Annotated in this window: 9 protein-coding genes; 7 read left to right on the top strand and 2 right to left on the bottom strand. The window is 53.4% G+C overall.

Annotation, left to right across the window (positions count from 1 at the left end; all coding sequences use genetic code 11):
• Positions 1-160: 160 nt before the first annotated feature.
• Complete coding sequence (locus Q399_RS0119450; protein WP_031571532.1) at positions 161-3,127, bottom strand: TonB-dependent receptor; 2,967 nt, start codon at positions 3,125-3,127, stop codon at positions 161-163.
• A 400-nt stretch (positions 3,128-3,527) separates the two neighbouring features.
• Here Q399_RS0119450 and Q399_RS0119445 point away from each other — a divergent pair, with 400 nt between their 5' ends.
• The 6 genes from Q399_RS0119445 (at position 3,528) to iadA (ending at position 14,902) form a co-directional block, all read left to right on the top strand.
• On the top strand, positions 3,528-6,083 hold the full coding sequence (locus Q399_RS0119445; RefSeq protein ID WP_031571530.1) for a glycoside hydrolase family 3 protein: 2,556 nt from the start codon (positions 3,528-3,530) through the stop codon (positions 6,081-6,083).
• A 178-nt stretch (positions 6,084-6,261) separates the two neighbouring features.
• On the top strand, positions 6,262-7,155 hold the full coding sequence (locus tag Q399_RS0119440) for a response regulator transcription factor (RefSeq protein WP_031571528.1): 894 nt from the start codon (positions 6,262-6,264) through the stop codon (positions 7,153-7,155).
• Positions 7,156-7,473: 318 nt separating this feature from the next.
• Positions 7,474-10,449, top strand: coding sequence for a TonB-dependent receptor (locus Q399_RS0119435; RefSeq protein WP_031571525.1), 2,976 nt, complete (start codon positions 7,474-7,476; stop codon positions 10,447-10,449).
• Between the two features lie 60 nt (positions 10,450-10,509).
• Positions 10,510-12,255 carry a cyanophycinase gene (locus tag Q399_RS0119430; protein WP_031571522.1) on the top strand — a complete coding sequence of 582 codons (1,746 nt, stop codon included), beginning with the start codon at positions 10,510-10,512 and terminating at the stop codon, positions 12,253-12,255.
• 4 nt (positions 12,256-12,259) lie between these two features.
• The gene (gene yfcC, locus Q399_RS0119425; protein WP_051686192.1) at positions 12,260-13,714 is read left to right on the top strand and encodes a putative basic amino acid antiporter YfcC; all 1,455 of its coding nucleotides are present in this window, start codon (positions 12,260-12,262) and stop codon (positions 13,712-13,714) included.
• A gap of 12 nt (positions 13,715-13,726) precedes the next feature.
• Complete coding sequence (gene iadA, locus Q399_RS0119420; RefSeq protein WP_031571518.1) at positions 13,727-14,902, top strand: beta-aspartyl-peptidase; 1,176 nt, start codon at positions 13,727-13,729, stop codon at positions 14,900-14,902.
• Positions 14,903-14,987: 85 nt separating this feature from the next.
• Here iadA and Q399_RS0119415 read toward each other — a convergent pair whose 3' ends face one another.
• Complete coding sequence (locus Q399_RS0119415; RefSeq protein WP_031571517.1) at positions 14,988-15,926, bottom strand: chemotaxis protein CheV; 939 nt, start codon at positions 15,924-15,926, stop codon at positions 14,988-14,990.
• Positions 15,927-16,270: 344 nt separating this feature from the next.
• On the opposite strand from Q399_RS0119415, the gene Q399_RS0119410 reads away from it, so the two are divergent.
• Positions 16,271-19,087 (top strand): VCBS repeat-containing protein, encoded by a 2,817-nt coding sequence (locus Q399_RS0119410; RefSeq protein WP_169739332.1) that lies wholly within the window; start codon positions 16,271-16,273, stop codon positions 19,085-19,087.
• Positions 19,088-19,096: the final 9 nt, after the last annotated feature.

Below are 19,096 nucleotides of genomic sequence, written 5' to 3'. Positions count from 1 at the left end.
GCTTGAATTGGAACGAAAATGGCGTATCACGCTAAATACAGCCGAAAAAAAAGCGCTCTGCAGCATGCAACAAACTACAGTTGCAAACAAGAGAGCGCTTACAATTCAGCAGGGCACTTCCTGTGCACCTGCTGTTTGTCTTGACCTACAACCGCTTCACTTAGAAGCTGTAGCGGGCACCGATGCTATAACGGGAACCGGCTTCAGTCAGATTCAATACCTGCTCTTTGGCACGGCCATGCACACGGATGTACTCGTCAGTGATGTTTAGCGCTTCCAGATACACAGTTAAGCCTTTCACCTGTGGCAGGTCATAGCTGACCGACGCGTCAATTTGTGAATAAGCTTCGGTATATTGCGGGTTGGCGCCTGTGCCCTGACCGCGTGAATTTAAGAACTCATCGCGCCAGTTATAAGCAACCCGTGCCTGCAGACCATTGTTCTCATAGAACAGGATGGCGTTAGCGGTGTCACTTAAACCGACCAGCGCCGGCTGATCTTTCAGGATAAAGTTGTCATATTCAACGCCTGAATCCACCATGGTGTAGTTCAGGATAGTGCCAAAACCGGTCTCGCCAAAGGCGTGCTGGATGGCAAATTCCCAACCGTCGATGGTCTCTTCTTCTGTACCGTTTGATGGCGTGTCGATCTTAAAGATCATCGTATTGTCTTCACCGGTTTTACCGCTGATGACTTTACCCGCTACGTTGACGCTCGGGTCGTTCGGATAATTGGCGAAGATCCAGTTGCGGATCGCCGCAGCATCCGCGCCCACCGCCGCTAAAGCTTCGCGGTACTTTTTACCATCCGCCGGGTTCGCCAGGTTGTAAATGGTCGAGTCGACTTTGACGTTGGTAATAAAGTTGGTGACGTTTTTACGGAAATAACCGGCAGACAAGTAACTTGCCTCGGCATAGTACCATTCGGCCGAGAAGTCATAGTTCTGCGATTCCAGTGGTAACAGGCTTGGGTTCCCTGATGAGCCGCTGCCACCTGAACGGTTCGCCAGCGTGCCGACCACAGTACCGCCCTGGATAGACACATAGTCCGGACGACCAATGGTTTCGCTGTAAGCGGCCCGTAACATCACATCTTCAACGATTTCGATATTGAAGTTGATGCTTGGTAACAGGTAATCGTAGTCACCTTGCTGCGTCTGGAATTCCCGTTTACCACTGGCATGCAGCGCGATCTCAGTATCGGCGATCCAGTCAGCGCGATCATAGGCAGCCACTGCAGAAGTCGAGGTCACGTCGGTTTGCTCATACCGTAAACCGACATGCAAATCGTACGGTTTACCTTTCCAGTCATTGCGGTAGTTATACTGCACGTATGCTGATTGTGACTCTTCTTCGGTGTAACGGTCCGTATCACTGGCGTAGTCAGTCGATGGACAGAAATCCGTGCCACAATCACCTTTGCCTTTATAACCAGCTGGTGTGTACAGTTTTTCTGCCTGTGCACGCACCCGTTCAAAATCCCACATAAAGATTTTGTTCAGCACATCAAAGTTCTTACCGGTAAACGCCGAGAAATTGCCACCATTGGCAGTGAATTTGTCATGAATAGTTTCAGCCGGGAACCAGCTTGGATCTAAATCACCGGCTTTACCGACACCACCCCAGTCGTTGCGTTGCACGTTGACTGACTGTGAATGGTTATCCACTGTCGTCAGCGCAATACCAAAATCGATGTTCGATTCATCGTTCAGCGTGTAATCGCCGTCTAACTGCACCTGATCAATCTCAGATTTGTTACGGGCACTACCAAACACTGAACCGGTCACACGCATATCCTGCGGCGTCACGGCATTGCCACCACCAACCGCCAGCACCGGTAAATCACCGCTGAAATCAGTTGCTGCATAAGTACGAACAAAACCAGCAGTACTTAAGGTGCTGTTAGAACCATTCGGGCTGTTCGGTTTGTTTTCCGCTTCAGATTTGTGCGCGTCAAAGGACAGGCTCAGCTTGTCGTTGACTTCCCATTCCAGGTTAAAGCCTAAAGAACCGCTTTCATTGCGCACGCCGTAGTCACCCGCGCCCATCGATAAATCTTGTTTGGCGTCGTAGGTTTCGGAATAGACCAATGGTGAAGAGACAGGGCCGTCAGTCCAGACGCTGGATGAAGGTGCGAACGTAAACCAGGCCGACACGTCGTTATATTGGGTGTCGATATCGTTACGCATGTAGGTGTAATCCAGCGTCGCTTTGATGTCATCGCGTGGGCTGTATTGCAGCACTAACTGGCCGTTGGTGCGTTTACGTTGTTGTTCTTCAAATTTATAGATGGTGGTTTGCGGGACTGAGTAGACTTCATCGGCGCTTGGACGGTTGACCTGATTGGTCTGTGGTACACCACCCCATTCAGCAGTACCAGCCCCCCAGTTATCATCGACTTTACCTAAAAAGCTACGCCAGCCAGTGCCGACGTTGGCCTGCTGATTGCCGCTTTCGCGTTCCTGGTAAGAACCTGACAGTAAAATACCGAATTTATTGTCGTTAAAAGTATTGGAATACAACGCTGAGACTTCTGGCGTCGTACTGCCTTTATCAGTGGAGCGGTCATCAACAGCAGCAACGCTGGCCGTTGCCTTCTGGCCTGGTGAATCTAGCGGGCGCAGCGTCTGCACGTCGATAGTAGAACCGATACCACCGGTTGGGTTTGAAGCCAGTGCGGTTTTGTGTACTTCCACACCGCTGATCGAATCAGAAGAAATGTTGGCAAAATCAAATGAGCGCGAGCCTGTAGTCACCGGCATCTGACGACCATTTAACGTCACCAGGTTAAAATCCGGACCAAAGCCACGCACCGTCACCTTGCTGCCTTCACCGTTGACGCGGTCAATCGACACACCGGTGATGCGCTGCAGCGATTCTGCCAGGTTGGTGTCCGGGAACTTACCGATATCCTCGGCTGAAATCGCATCGAGAATACCTTCAGATTCGCGTTTGGTGTCCATCGATTTGATCAGACTGCCGCGAATACCAGTGACCGAAATCACCTCAATTTTATCTTCTTTTGCCGCTGCGGCGTCATCAGCAGCTGCATAACCCGGCATCGCGACGCCAAGCACCAGTGCAATACTGGTGGCCAGTCTGCTTTTGTGAAATGTAGTTGGATTCATTTAGTTTCCCTGTCGACTTTTATTATCTGGCTTCGTTTGTCTGCCTGAACTGCAGACGTTGCGCCTTTTTCTTTGGTGTTGATACTGCCCTGACACACTCTTGAAAGCGCTTTCAGGACATTAGTTGATTTTTTATAACCCGTCAATACAAAAAATGTAATGCATAATATCCATATGTTTTATAAAGGTTTATAGTTCAGTAACCGGTTACATATGCAGCGATTTCTGCACAGCTTCTGCCCACCCTACTCCGCATGCTGGCGGAAAAAGCGCTTTGACAGCGCCGCATTTGATGCTATATCTGTAAGCGCTTTCAAATCATCAATTTGGCCACGCAACGTCAGTATTGCAGGCGCCACAGCGCCGCGCCGGGCCAACTCTAATACGGGGACTTTATTTTATGTTGTCAGTATTGCCGGTTTTTACTCTGAGCTCTGTAACCCATCGTCTGGCGCCTTTAACTTTGGCGGTCACGCTGGCTTTGACGGCGGGCAGCGTCAGCGCTGCAGCGTCAACTGCAGACCAGGCTAAAGCGCGTGATATCCAGCGCTGGCCGGTCCTGACTTCTGCCGTGCCGGTAGATGCCAAACTGGAACAACGCTTGGAAAAAATCCTTGCCGCTATGACGCCTGAACAAAAAATTGCCCAGATGATCCAGCCGGAGATCCGCGATATCACCGTCGAAGATATGCGCAAATATGGCTTTGGATCCTATCTCAATGGTGGCGGCTCTTTCCCGGCCAATAACAAACACGCGACACCAGCCGACTGGATAAAACTCGCTGAAGCCATGTATCAGGCATCCATTGATGCCAGTCAGGACGGCAGCAGTATTCCGACCATGTGGGGCACAGACGCAGTGCATGGCCACAATAACGTCATCGGCGCGACCATTTTCCCGCACAATATCGGCCTTGGCGCCGCGCGTGACGCCAGACTGATTGAACAAATCGCCCGTGCGACAGCGGTGGAAGTACGTGCCACCGGCATCGACTGGATTTTTGCACCTACTGTAGCTGTACCACAGGACGACCGTTGGGGTCGCACTTATGAAGGCTACGCCGAAGATCCGGCGCTGGTACGCGATTATGCCGCGGCCATAGTCCGTGGCTTACAGGGCGAACCGGGTGGAAAATTCCTCACCGACCATCATGTGATCAGCACAGTTAAACACTTCCTCGGCGACGGCGGTACTGAAGGCGGTGTCGACCAGGGCGACAATATCGCCAGCGAACAACAGCTGATCGACATTCACGCCCAAGGTTATGTCGGCGGTCTGCAGGCCGGCGCGCAAACAGTCATGGCGTCTTTTAACAGCTGGCACGGCGAGAAAAACCACGGCAGCCAATATCTGTTGACGCAAGTGTTAAAACAGCGCTTTGGCTTTGACGGCTTAGTGGTTGGCGACTGGAACGGCCATGGCCAAATTCCGGGCTGCACTAACGAAAACTGCGCCCAGGCTGCCAACGCTGGTTTAGATATTTATATGGTGCCGACAGCCGCCTGGAAGCCGCTCTATCACAATCTGCTGGCGCAGCTGAAAAGTGGCGAAATTGCGCAAAGCCGGATTGACGATGCAGTGCGTCGCATTTTACGGGTGAAATTACGCGCCGGATTATTTGACCGGCCAGGCCCGGCCAAACGCGCGTTTTCTGGCAAACTGGAACTGATTGGCGCCGCTGAACACCGCGCTGTGGCGCGCGATGCAGTGCGTAAATCGCTGGTATTACTGAAGAACAATCAGTCATTGCTGCCAATATCCCCCAAGGCAAATATTTTGCTGACCGGCCCGGCGGCTGATGACATCGGTTTACAAAGCGGCGGCTGGACCATCAGCTGGCAAGGCACTGGTAATGTGAACAGCGACTTCCCCGGCGGCAGCTCGATTTATCAGGGCTTTGCTGCACAGGTAAAAGCCGCCGGCGGTCAAATCCACTTATCCAAAGATGGTAGTTTCCAGCAAAAACCTGATGTGGCTGTGGTGGTGTTTGGTGAAGAACCTTATGCCGAAGGCAATGGCGATATCGATAATCTGGAATTCCAGCGCGGTAATAAAACGGCGTTAGCGTTATTAAAGTCACTGAAACAACAAGGCATTCCGGTGGTTAGTGTGTTTTTAAGTGGCCGGCCGCTTTGGGTCAATCCCGAGCTGAATCAGTCCGACGCTTTTGTCGCCGCCTGGTTGCCGGGCAGTGAAGGCGCCGGCATCGCCGACGTGCTGCTGAAAACCGCCAGCGGCAAAGTGCAATATGATTTCCACGGCAAGCTGAGTTACAGCTGGCCAGTATCGCCGACGCAATTTAAAGTCAATCTGAACGACGGTCAGACACCATTATTGCCCTATGGTTTTGGTTTAAGCTACACCAGCAAAGACAGCGGCCCGCTCAGTAAAGCACTGCCGGAACAGGCTGCCGGCGGCAATGGCGCCCATGAGCCACTGCCGCTATTTGAACGCGCAGCCAAAGCACCGTGGCAGTTCTGGCTCCGAAGCGGTACGCAAATGGCTCCTGTCACCGCCAATGTGCAGACACTGGGTGACCTGAGCTTTAAATCAATAGACCGGCGCGTGCAGGAAGATGGCCGCGAAATCAACTTCGGTGGCAAGATTGATAATGCCGTGGCGCTCGCTAGTAATTTCCCCCGCGATTTGCGTGGCTACCGTGAAAGTAACGCCGTGCTGGAATTGCAAATCAACCCAGTACAACCCGTGCAAGGCCTGAACTTAAGCCTCGGCTGCGGTGAACAATGTGGTGGCTCGGTCGACCTGACGCCGCTGCTTCAAGGCAAAACCGGCTGGCAGACCCTCAGTATTGACCTCGCCTGTTTTAAAGGCACCGACTTTGGCAAAGTACAGCAAAGCTTTGTGTTAAGCAGCAAAGCCGCCAACAAAGTGCAGCTGTCGGATATCCGTCTGGTACCAGGTTTGGCCGGCAAAGCCAGTTTGTCCTGTCAGTGACAGACTAAAAAATCAATAGCAGCGGCTTCGGCCGCTGTTTTTTTGCCATCACTCCCGGCAACCAGACGACAAATTCAAAACACTCATCTCAACATCGCCTTTGCGCTAATAGGCAGCAGCGACAAAACACGTTAAGGTACTGCTTTGGCTTTTTTACAGCAGGCGACAGGGAGGCGGTGTGCGCGCAAAACCGGAAGTTTATCATCGGGGCTCACTGGCACTGATTTGGGATCAACGCATGCTCGATGCTCAGGTCGCTTTGTGGCAACAGCTGGGTAAACCGGGCTTTTTCGCCGCCGTACTGGATGTACTCGAAGCCGTCTGCCCGGTCGACTCCAGCGGACTTTTGGTGTTTTACCGCCAGCAAAAGCCGTTAAGCCTGCTGCACCGGTTCCATCCGTTTGACCGCAGTTTACACGCCGATATTTATTCCACCGGGCCTTATGCGCTGGACCCGCAGTATCAGCTGTTTTTGAAAGGCTGCCAAAGCGGCACCTACTGGCTGGCCGATGTGGCACCCGACGATTTTTATCAAAGCAGTTATTACACCGCCTTTTACAGCAAAATCGGCGTGGCCGATTCGATTGATGTGCTGTGGCGCATTGACGACAACACGGCGCTGAATTTTTTTATGCAGCGTAATATCAACAGCAATACCTTCAGCCGTGCCGACGTACAGGCGCTCAATATGGTGATGCCGGTGCTCGATGCTGCGCTGACCCGCCACCATCAGCTGGCCACGCCGTTGCCGCTCGCCAACAGCTCAGACCAAACCCATTTACAGGTAGAAACTACACTGAGTAACTTCGCCAGTTCTTTGCTGACGCCACGCGAGCGGGATGTATTGTGGTATCTGCTGCGCGGTTATTCTTCAGCGCTGACCGCGGAGAAATTACAAACCTCGGACGGCACCGTCAAAATCCATCGCAAAAACATTTACCGCAAACTGGAGATTGGCTCACAAGCGGAATTATTCTCGTTATTTATCAATTGCATCCCCTTCGCCCGCCCCGGTTTACCAGAAGATCCGCTGCATAGTTATCAGCAGGCACAAGAGCACCATATAGTTTAATAAGCGAACAGCAGAGCAGCCTGAAATTGCCTCAGGCAAGGCGACACAGCGAAGGAATAGTGGCGCTCTAGAGCCCGCCGGGCCGCTCACTGCACCAGTCTGAGGCAAGCCGCCTGCTTGCCTATTCCTTAAGCAATAGGAAATTGCGCACTCACTGCACCTGAGTGCTGCGCCCTATCCCTAACTGGATATTTCTGTTCCGGTTACTCAGCTCTAATATCAAAGTTGGCTCGCCCCGTACCGGACTTTTTGCGCAGTGCGGTCGGCACACGAATACAGATTAAGGCGGCCACAGACAAGCACAACGCTGGAGATCCTATGCAACGCAACAGTTTGAACATCCTGAAAAAAACCGCTCTGGCCTCGCTGGTCGCGCTGGCTCTGGCCCCCGCAGCACAGGCAGACTTGTCCGTCGGCTCGATTTTTGGCCAGGCCGCCAAAGGCAGCACTGTCACAGTACAAAACCTCGACACCGGCTTAAAACGGCAAATCCAGGTCGACCAGAATGGCCGCTTCCAATTCAGCCAGTTACCGGGCGGTCGTTATAAAGTGGAAAACGCCGGTATCGCCCGTGAAGTGACAGTATCGCTCGGCACAGGTACCCCGGTCAGTTTCGCCGACGGCGACATTGAACGCATTGCGGTACAAGGCCGGGCTATCAATCCAATCGACACCTCGTCGGTCGAATCCAGTACGGTGTTTAGTGCCGACCAGCTGGAAATGCTGCCAGTCGGCCGTGATATTTCTGACGTAGCATTGCTCGCGCCAGGCACAGTGCGTGGCGACAGTGGTTTTGGCAATCTGGCGTCGTTCGGCGGCGCATCAGTTGCCGAAAACGGCTATTACATCAACGGCTTTGACGTCACTAACGCCCGTACCTTTTTGTCTTATGGCAAAGTGCCTTTTGATGCCATCGGCGAGCAGCAGGTGAAAACCGGCGGCTACGGCGCAGAATATGGCCGTGCTTTAGGTGGTGTTATTAACATAGTCACCAAACGCGGCACCAATGACTGGGAATTTACCAGTTCAGTGGTGTGGGACCCGGCCAGCCTCGCCGGCCACGGTAAAGATGTGGTCAGTAAAGTGCCGGGCTTAGCGCCGGGTGACAACAGCTATTATTCGGCTTACCGCTCAGCGGATGAAGAAGACAAGCTGGTGTACAGCGTTGGTGGTGGCGGCGCGCTTATTCAGGATAAGCTGTTTATCTATGGCCTGGTCGAAGGCAAAAAACACAGCCGCGATCGTTTTAGTGCCGACAACAGCACGGCGAGCGACAACAACAGCCCAAATGGCTTAGTGAAACTGGACTGGTATATCACCGACAGCCACATCTTCGAGCTGACCGGCATCCGCAACGTCAATAAAACGGACTACACCACTTATCGCAACCCGGCTGATCAGTATTACACCGGCCAGCATGGCAATCTGCGCACGCAATATCAGGAACGCGATGGCGGTAACATCGTCATCGGTAAATACACCGGCCAGCTGACCGACAATTTTAACTTGGGCGTGATGTACGGTTATCTGAAAACCGACGCCGCTTATGTGACACCGGACCCGCTGCCGGGCAACGAATGTCCGCTGGTCGATATTTATGATCAGGATACCGACGACATCACCGACGTTGGCTGCTGGAACGAGATTAACGTGCGCACGCTGAACTTCGGCCCTAACACCGACGAGCGCAAAGCGCTGCGCATCGACGGTGAATGGGCACTGGACGCCCATACTATCCGCTTTGGATACGACAGTGAAACCTTCACCTCAGTACGCGCCGGCGCTGAATATTCCGGCGGCGTGTTCTATCGGATTTATACACCGCTGCCGTTTGCCGACCGCTGGAATGGTGTGAACGTGGCGCCAAATGCCAATGTGGTGCGTAAACGTACGCGCAGTTCGCCAGCCGGCAGCTATGAAGTGAAAAACGACGCGATTTACCTCGAAGACAGTTTTTATGTCACGGAAGACGTGATGCTGTATGCCGGTCTGCGTAACGAATCTTTTGATAACCTCAACGGCGACGGCGTGTCTTTTGTCGACGCCAAAGACATGCTGGCGCCGCGCTTAGGTTTTGCCTGGGACGTCAATTCAGACGGCAGCGCCAAAGTCTTTGCCAACGCCGGCCGTTATTTTATTCCTATCGCCGCCAACACCAACGTGCGGGCGTCGAACTGGCAATATGTCACCACCGAATATTACCTGTATGACGGCACAGTCGACCCGGTGACGCAGGCACCACGTCAGCTCGGGCAAAAACTCGGTGATACGCTGACCAGCGGCCGCAATACCTCGCCGGATCCGGCTACTGTTGCCTCGGCCGACTTAGAGCCGATGTTGCAGGACGAGCTGATTGTCGGTTACCAGCGCGAGTTGTTTGATGGCTGGACCGGTGGCGTGAAAGCCATTGCCCGCGAAGTGAAAAACGGCGTCGACGATTATTGTGGCCGCCAGGCCTTTATCGACTTCGCCGCTGATCAGGGTTATGACGATTTCGACGCCGACACCCTGGCCACCTGCATTATCGTGAACCCGGGCCGCGACCTGCAGATGGATATGGATGTTGCCGGCGATGGCGAGTTAAAACGCGTCACAGTCTCCAATGACTATCTGCAGCTGGAAGAATACAAACGCACTTATAAAGCGCTGGAATTCTTCTTTGAACGCGGCCGCGCCGACGGTTGGTATCTGCAGGGCAGCTATACACTGGCTTATAGCAAAGGTAATGCCGAAGGCTTGGTGAACAGCTTCCTTGAAGTGGAATCGCCCGGCCTCACCAACGACTTCGACCACAAAATGTTTGTTGATGGCACCGACGGCTACCTGTCGAATGACCGCCGCCATAGCTTCAAAGTATTTGGCGGTTATGAACTTACTGACGAGCTGGAAATTTCCGCCAATCTGGCGGTGCAATCCGGCCGGCCGGTCAGCTGTTTTGGATATCCGGCCTTTGACGTCGACGACCCGGAATATGAAGTGTTCGAACGGTATGCCGCGTCCACCCTGTATTGCCGTAACGAAGCCGGCGAGCAGGTGCTGACCCATCGCGGGCAGTATGGCCGCACACCATGGACTTACACCTTAGACGCCGGCCTGACGTATCAGCCGGTGAAAGTACCTGGCCTCAAGCTGCAAATGCAGGTGTTTAACCTGCTGAATAGCCAGCAAGTCACCGAGTATGACGAACAGGGTGATGTCTCGCTGGAAGATACCGGGCAAAACCCAAACTTCCGGCACGACCTGAACTATCAGACGCCTAGATCTGTCCGTCTGACCGCGCGGTACTCGTTTTAACAAGCGCCGCTCCCCGCATGTTGTTGCCTTGGTGGGGAGCGGTCTTTTTCCGGAGTTATCATGTTAGTTTTTTTGAAACGGCCCGCTTTTGCGTTGCCGGCGCTGACACTTTTGCTGTTGTCCGCATCGCAGGCGTTCGCCGCGCAGACTTTGCCCGGCAAAGAACTATGGTTGTTTGGTGGCGGTGAGCGCATTTGTTCCAGCGTGGAACCGGAATACTGCGAAACTTCACAGCTGCAGGCAGCACAAGCTTATTTTGCCGCCCGGCAGGCACAGACCGGCAAAACGTATCGCTGTGATAAAAGCAGTCTGCAACTGTTGCAGCAACTGCCGCACTGGCCTGTGGCCGGCGACAGCGAAACCCGCCGGCTCAGTATTCTGCAAGCGCTGCGCGGTCAGCAGGACCAGCTTCTGACCAGCGCCGCTTTGGATACATTCAGTGAGCAGCATCGGCTTAGTGGTGACGAATACAGTGTAATCGAAGACAGCTGTGAAGTGAGGCCGCAGCGCCCGGACGGCAGCACGGCGCGGATGGCAGTGTATTGGCCAGGCACTTATGCCGTGACCCAGCATTTGTTTCAGTCTTTTGTCACGTCAGCACAGCAGCGCCGTCAGCTACGTAGTCCACAAACCCCGGCCACGCAAAAACCGCGGCTGCTGCTGATCACCGCCTCCTCTTACAACCCTTATGAATGGGTCGATTATTACCAACAGCTGTTCAGCGCCGCCGGTGCTGATGTCGACTGGCTGCCGCTGGAACCGGCGCTGAGCCAGCAAAACCAGCCGTGGGATTGCAAAGCCATTGAGGCAGGCCGGCTGAAACACTCAGGTCAGCTGCGCCGCGCCGAACGTTATCCGGAACTGGCGGCACAGCAGCAAAAACTCTGTGCTGATCCCAAAGCCATGGCCGAATTAATTGAACGCGCTGATGCAGTGTTTATCAACGGCGGCGATCAATCATTAACGTTAAGAGCGCTGACCGGGCCAGACGGCAAGTGGCTGGCACTGACCGAACGCCTGTTGCAACGCGTCCGGTTTGAAGCTGTGCCCTTAGGCGGGTCCAGTGCCGGCAATGCCGTGCAATCGGGTCGCCCGCTTGGCGATATCGCCATGATCAGTGGCGGGCGTAGTGCCCATGCACTGCAATTTGGTGCGCTGGCGCATGATATAGACGCGCCGCTGTGCCGCTTGAGCCAAAGCTGCGGCAAGGTACTTGCCGACGAACAACTGACCTACCGGCCACAAGGCGGGCTGCAGTTATTCAGCCTCGGCATCGCCGATACACATTTTCGCGAGCGCAACCGCGAAGGCCGGTTATTGACGCTGGTACAAGACGCCAAAGCGCCGGCCGGTTTTGGCGTTGATGAAGCCACAGTGCTGCGCGCCCGTTTCGCATCTGACAAGGACGGCAATGGCCAGGACGCTGCGCTGGAAGTGCTGGGCAGTGGTGCGGTCTGGGTGATAGACCGCACAGCCGCGCAAGGCAGCCTCAATGCGCCGGACGCCAAACTCACGCAGCTGAAAGTCAGCCGCCTGCTGCCCGGCGACGTTGTGCACTGGCAGCAGCTGTCGGGTACTGGCACTGCTGCAGTGAAGTATCAGGGCCAACTGTCTTGCGGCGAGCCTCCGGCAACCGATGCGGCCAAAGTGGACAGCGAGGCTTACGCGCCGCTGAGCCAACCTGGCCTCAGTGTACGTTGGCAACTTGGCGTTGAAGGTAAAGTGGCAGCCTGTCAGCGTAGCGATGGCCGCTGGCATTATCTGGCACAGCCGCTTAGTCTGCAGCTAAACCGCACTCAAGGATAGCCAGATGCATACACCTACTCCAGTCACCAACACCAGCCGCGGCTGGCAAATGCCCGATACCCTGCTGATTGTCGGCGGCGTGTTATTGCTCGCTTTACTGCTGACCGCCCTGCTCGCGCCGGGCCAGTTTGAAACCAGGCTGGATGCCGAAACCGGCCGTCATCTGTTGCAAGCCGGCAGTTATCAGGCGGTCGGTGAAGCCTCGTTAGCACCGATTTTTACTGCCGGTGAGCAAACCGGCTTTTTCAGCGCCTTTTTTGACGGCATGACCTCCGGTAGCCGCTCCGGCTCCGCCATTGGCGTGGTGGTGTTTATCCTGCTGGTCGGCGGTAGCTTTGGCATCGTACTCAGAACCGGCGCTATCGACGAAATGCTGAAGTGGCTCATAAACCGGCTGCAGCACAAAGCCCGCTTGTTATTGCCAGTGATGGCGCTGTTTTTCTCGTTGGGCGGCGCCGTGTTTGGCATGGGCGAAGAAGCGATGGCTTTTGCCGTATTTCTGGTGCCGCTGGTGCGCTTGCTTGGCTATGACGCCATCACAGGGGTGTTGCTGACCTACGGCGCGACGCAGGTCGGTTTTGCCACCTCCTGGATGAACCCGTTTTCGGTTGCTATCGCCCAGAGTATTGCCGGCCTGCCGCCTTTGTCCGGTGCCGGATTTCGCATGGTGATGTGGCTGGTGTTCACACTGATTTATATCATCTGGATGATGAGCCGCGCCGAACGGCTGCGCAAAAACCAGCAAGGCGCAGCGCCAGTACAGCCTTTTGCACTGGAGCAAAAGTTCGCCTGGCCACATTTGCTGATTGTGTTGTGTTTTGCCGCCGGCATGGTCTGGCTGGTCTGGGGCGTCGTGACCCAAGGCTATTATCTGCGCGAAATTGCCAGTCAGTTTCTGGTGATTGGTTGTGTGTCGGCGCTATTAGCCCGGCTGTTTTTACCGCAACAAGGCCGTACCAATGATTATGTCGACGCCTTTAAAACCGGCGCCGCGCAGCTGTTGCCGGCCGCCATGGTAGTGGGCATTGCGCAGGGCATTTTATTGCTGCTGGGCGGCACAGATCCGGCCAAACCTTCTGTCATCAACACCATTTTGCAGCACGCAGCCAGCACTATTGATGGCCACAGCTCGATGGTCGCCGCGCAAGGCATGCTGGTATTTCAGAGTGCGTTTAACTTCCTCGTTACCTCGGGCTCAGGCCAGGCCGCGCTGACGATGCCGTTAATGGCGCCTTTATCCGATTTAGTCGGGGTGTCGCGCCAAACCGCAGTACTGGCGTTCCAGCTTGGCGACGGTCTGGCCCATTTGTTTTATCCGACCTCCCCTGCGCTGATGGGAACGCTGGCGATTGCCGGCGTTGAATTCAGCCGCTGGCTCAAAGCCATGTGGTCGTTATGGTTATTGCTGACACTGATGAGTATCAGCGCGATGGCGATTGCCGTCTGGACAGGATTTTAAAAGAAGGTATTTATGATCACGCTGATTGAACATGCAGAAGTTTTCAGCCCACAGGCACAGGGCCAGCAACAGGTGCTGGTCGCCGGCCAGCGCATCAGTGCAGTCAACGCCAAGATTGATATTCAGGGCAATGCGGTGCAGCGCATCAACGCCACTGGCTGCTATCTGGTGCCGGGTTTAGTCGATTCACTGGCGCATATTATCGGTGGCGGCGGTGAAGGCGGCTTTCGCACCAGAACGCCGGAGCTCAATGCCGATGATGCCTTTGCCAGTGGCGTCACGACTCTGGTTGGCGTGCTCGGCACTGACAGCATCACCCGCACCCTGACCAACTTATTGGCCAAAGCCCATGCGCTGACCGAAGAGGGCCTGAACTGTTATTGCCATACCGGCTCTTACCAAATCCCTGTGCGCACTTTGTTCCCAACCATCAGCGAAGATTTGCTGCTGATTGATAAATTTATCGGCGTCGGTGAAGTGGCCATTGCCGACCACCGCAGCTCCCAGCCGACACCAGACGAGCTGAAAAAACTAGCCGCTGAAGCGCGGGTGGGCGGCATGTTGTCCGGCAAGGCCGGCATCGTCAGCGTGCATGTCGGGCCTGCTTCTGCGGGGGTGTCGTTATTGCGCGAAGTCGCGGCCAGCAGCGATATTCCGCTGACCCAGTTTTATCCGACGCATATGAATCGCAATCAACAGCTTGTGGAGCAAGGCTTTGCCTTTTTACAAGCCGGCGGCTGGATTGATTTTACCACCAGTACTACGCCGCAAGAACTGGCCGCCGGTGAGGTGCAATGTGCCAAAGCACTGCTGCAGGCCTGGCAACTGGGGCTCGATTGTAGTCGCATTACCTTTTCATCCGATGCCAATGCATCTTTGCCGCTGTTTGATGACCAGCAACAGTTTATTGGCCTTGGTATTGGCCGGATCGGTAGTTTACTGGAAGAAGTAGTCGCTGCAGTGCGGCTGGGCGTACCGCTGCCAGTAGCGCTCAGCGTCGCGACAACAAACCCGGCGCGGGTGTTGAAACTGCCACAAAAAGGTGAAATAACCGTCGGTAAAGACGCTGATTTGGTACTGCTGGATAAAGAGACGCTGGCAGTGCGGGCTGTGATGAGCCGCGGGATCTGGCGCTATAGCGACGGTAGTTTGCCTGTCCCTGTACAACGGGATTCGTTATTTGTATAAGCTCTTTTATCCCGCTTTGATAGCCAAACAGCGCCAACCGGCGCTGTTTTTGTTGTTGCTGTTTATATTGCTCGTTATAGCAAAATCAGGCCTGTGGTGCGCGGTCCGACATCCATTTTTGCACGGCCGACACCAGCTCATCCGGATGAAACTTGGCGATAAACTGGTCCGCACCCACTTTTTCAATCATCGCCTGATTAAACACACCACTTAAACTGGAGTGCAGCACGATATGGATATTGCGCAGCCGTTCGTCCGCTTTGACTTCGGCGGTTAAGGTATAACCATCCATTTCCGGCATTTCGATATCCGAAATTAACAGCGGCATTTTGTGCGAGATATCGCCGCCAATGTCATCGGCCAGATTTTTCAGCCAGTTCAGCGCAGAGCGGCCGTCGTTGACGGTCTGAATTTCGACGCCAATCGCCGATAAAGCGCGCTTGACCTGATTACGCGCCACCGCCGAATCATCAGCGACCAACACCACCAGGTTTTTAAAATCAACGTCTTTGGATTTTTCTTTCACCGACTCACTGACAGTTTCATCCGCTGGCGAGATTTCGTTAAAAACCTTCTCAACATCAAGAATTTGCACCAGCTTTTTATCAACCTCAGTCACGGCCGTCACATAATGCGCTTTGCCCGCCCCTTGCGGCGCCGGATGGATTTGCTCCCAGCTGCTGCTGACAATGCGGTCAACGCCTGCAACTAAAAAGCCCTGGGTATTGCGGTTGTATTCGGTCACTAAAATATAAGCGGTCGATAAATCGGTGACCGGCTTTCCGCCCGTGGCCTGACTCAAGTCAATCACCGTCACCGGCTCACCACGTAAATGCGCAATGCCACGCACATGCGAGTGCGCTCCAGGTAGGGCTGACAATTCCGGGCATATCAGCACTTCACGCACCTTAAACACATTAATACCAAACAACTGCGCGGAATTGAGCCGGAATAACAACAATTCGAGCCGGTTTTTACCAACCATGTTGGTCTTGGAATCGATACTGGATAATAAACTGCTCATGAGCCCTCCGCGTGGCTATGCTGCTGATGCTGAACTGACCAGACTAATGATATATAACCTGTTGCTAAACATAGCAAAGTTTTCGGTTGGAGAAACTGACTTCGGACAAGGAATTTCATTTGAGCTACTGATGACAAGTGCTTGCGGAATAACAGCGCTGTGATTGACTGTGTTGCAAGGGCGTCTGCTGACAGATTGGCTAAACCCGGTTGCCCACGTTCCTAACAACAATACATCTTATAAAAACATTATATTGTTTTTATTTTCACACAAAATAAACAACAGAGTCGCAAAAACTCCTTTAATTGGATGAATTTTCATCAAGAACAATTGAGGAGACCTGAATGACAAGGATATACCTGAGCAGATATTGGTTCGCTTACGCGGCTTTGCTTTTGGCATGCAGCTGCCCAATGGCTGGAGCGGCTTCACTTAACTGGGATCCCGCGACCCACCAAATACTGCAGGCGGATTTTAACCACGACGGCTATCCGGATTTGTTATTTCAGGCAAAGACAGCTGCAGACAAACACTATCTGGTTTTAGGTCAAAATAGCGCGGCACAGCGCTATGACTATACAAACCCCATCGAATTACCGCAGAAAATTAATCAGGTGCATTGGCACCGGGAAAAGTTCCAATTGTTGGCGCTGACAACGACTGCGCAAGATGACGCAGCTTTAATGGCCATTGCAAATAATGGCAGTTCCGCCTGGCTATTTAAGTACATCAACAGCGCTGCAGACCTGTCAGTTCCAACACAACACTACGATTCCAGGCAATTCAAATGGTTACGCGCCAGTCCCTCTTCACTCTATTACAGTGGTGATTTCAATGGGGACGGGAAAGCAGATCTACTGCAACTTGACAGCATTAAAGGCGAACATCAGCTCATTCTGGCAGAAAAACAGCATCATTTTGGTACTGCAAAAAAACTATCCAAGACCGTGCAGTGGGGACTGAAAAATAATGAACGTTTGATCATCCGAGATTTTAACAAAGACGGCCACGATGATGTTTTTGCCTTGTCAAAGGACGGTAAGCAACCGCATGTGTTGCTTTATAGTGAGGGGAAAGGCAGGTTTGCCAGCGATGACGGGAAGTTAATCCCGGTGCGGCAAGCTGATGTCAGCTGGTCGGATAGCGCATCAGGTATTACTGCAGTCAGACGTAAATCGGACCATCAGACGGTTTTATTTCGGGCTTACAACCATGCGGAACGGACCGTGCAAAACAGTAATTGCGCTGGCAGACTGTTTGATACTGAAACCATGATTGCTGAGGAATATTGCCCGGTTGTCAGCATTGGCAATACTGTAAAGCCCTCATTGCAGTCCGATATCACGGAACTGCAAGGTTGTCCGGGAGACATGATTGCGGCTGACGAAATCACCACACTGCAAGCTTGTCCTGGTGGTATCATTCCCAAACCTCCGACTGAGGCGCCCCGAGTGAGCTTTAACCAGGCGGCGCAGGGTGTCCAGTTTAACGTCGTGCTGGCAAGCAACAATGACTACAACGCACTGACCTATCAACTATCAGCTCAGGATCCCAGCGGTAATCTGCAGTATTTAGGTACAGTCGCGGCACCGACAACTTTATATCCGCCGAAACCGACTGCATCCCTCAAAGTGTCAATTAACACTGCAGGGAATTATCAATTAATGTATCGGAGCTGTAACTACAATGGCTGCTCGGGGTTTGGGCCGTCCTCGACTATCACAATCCTGTCACCTGTCGTGTCTCACACCGTCACAGCAACTGCGACAGACGGCGGCAGTATTGCACCGACTAACACCAAAGTGATCCACGGCCAAACAACCTCTTTCAATCTATCGACAGCAGTTGGCTTTGTAATTTCATCGGTGCAAGGTTGTAATGGGAAATTATCTGGCAGCACCTACACAACAGGGTCTATTAATGCAGGCTGCGAAGTAGATGCTGTTTTTAGTCGCCAGTCCTATGTTGTCGGTAGTTCAACAGATGGCGGCGGCACTATTTCACCAACCCCTTCAACAAAAGTGTTACATGGCGACCGCGCCACTTTTAATGTGACGCCAGGGATTGGCAAAGAAGTGCTTGATATCAAAGGCTGCAATGGTCAACGGACTGGGAACGCTTACGTTACAGGCCCTATCACCTCGGTATGTGATGTTCACGCCACTTTTAAAGCGCAAACCTTTACAGTAAAGGCCAAAGCCGCAGCGAACGGCACCATCGCTCCACCGAAGCAAACTGTCGAATACGGCAAAACAACCACCTTTGTTGTGACGCCAGACACTGGCTACTCGCCAGATGCCAGGGGCTGCAACGGCGAGCTGGTTGGCACCATCTACACCACTGGGGCTATTACCTCTGACTGCGAAGTAGATGCTGTTTTTAGTCGCAAGTCCTATGTTGTCGGTAGTTCAACAGATGGCGGCGGCACTATTTCACCAACCCCTTCAACAAAAGTGTTACATGGCGACCGCGCCACTTTTAATGTGACGCCAGGGATTGGTAAAGAAGTGCAGGCTATCACGGGCTGCAATGGCAAGCGCTCTGGTAACTCTTACGTTACAGGCCCTATCACCTCAACATGTGATGTGAAAGCCACATTTAAAACGAAAGTCTGGACAGTAACAACCACAGCCACTGCGAACGGCACCATCGACCCTCCGGAGAAAACTGTCGACTACGGCAAAACAACCACTTTTGTTGTGACGCCAAACACTGGCTACTCTGCTGATGCCTGGGGCTGCAACGGCAAACTGGTTGGCTCCGTTTACACCACCGGTGCCATTACAGCTGACTGCCAAGTCAGCGCTACCTTCAGCCAACGGAAGTACAGCGTCACGACCACTGCTGGTGAGAACGGTACTATTTCTGCCGGCAAAACCGTCAACCACGGTCAGACGACAGCATTCACCGTGACCCCTAACACGGGCTACACCGCAGCAGCCTCAGGCTGTGGCGGCAGTTTGTCTGGCAAGACTTACACCACAGCGGCTATTACCGGTGCATGTACTGTCACGGCAACTTTTACAGCTCAACCTTCAGTACAAACCATCATCTATTTACACACCGACGTGCTTGGATCCGTGATTTTAGAAACCGATGCCAGTGGCAACGTGAAAAAACGCACGGAATACAAACCATTTGGCGAGAGCAAGGATAATTAAGGGATTAAT

Origin of the sequence: Rheinheimera texasensis DSM 17496 (assembly GCF_000711985.1) — a bacterium.
GTDB lineage: Bacteria > Pseudomonadota > Gammaproteobacteria > Enterobacterales > Alteromonadaceae > Pararheinheimera > Pararheinheimera texasensis.
This window is presented reverse-complemented; position numbering and strand designations above follow the sequence as displayed.

Excerpts from the sequence above, each read along its gene's own strand:
- Q399_RS0119450 (WP_031571532.1), bottom strand. The coding sequence starts at position 3,127 with ATGAATCCAACTACATTTCACAAAAGCAGACTGGCCACCAGTATTGCA.
- Q399_RS0119445 (WP_031571530.1), top strand. The coding sequence starts at position 3,528 with ATGTTGTCAGTATTGCCGGTTTTTACTCTGAGCTCTGTAACCCATCGT.
- Q399_RS0119435 (WP_031571525.1), top strand. The coding sequence starts at position 7,474 with ATGCAACGCAACAGTTTGAACATCCTGAAAAAAACCGCTCTGGCCTCG.
- Q399_RS0119430 (WP_031571522.1), top strand. The coding sequence starts at position 10,510 with ATGTTAGTTTTTTTGAAACGGCCCGCTTTTGCGTTGCCGGCGCTGACA.
- yfcC (WP_051686192.1), top strand. The coding sequence starts at position 12,260 with ATGCATACACCTACTCCAGTCACCAACACCAGCCGCGGCTGGCAAATG.
- iadA (WP_031571518.1), top strand. The coding sequence starts at position 13,727 with ATGATCACGCTGATTGAACATGCAGAAGTTTTCAGCCCACAGGCACAG.
- Q399_RS0119415 (WP_031571517.1), bottom strand. The coding sequence starts at position 15,926 with ATGAGCAGTTTATTATCCAGTATCGATTCCAAGACCAACATGGTTGGT.
- Q399_RS0119410 (WP_169739332.1), top strand. The coding sequence starts at position 16,271 with ATGACAAGGATATACCTGAGCAGATATTGGTTCGCTTACGCGGCTTTG.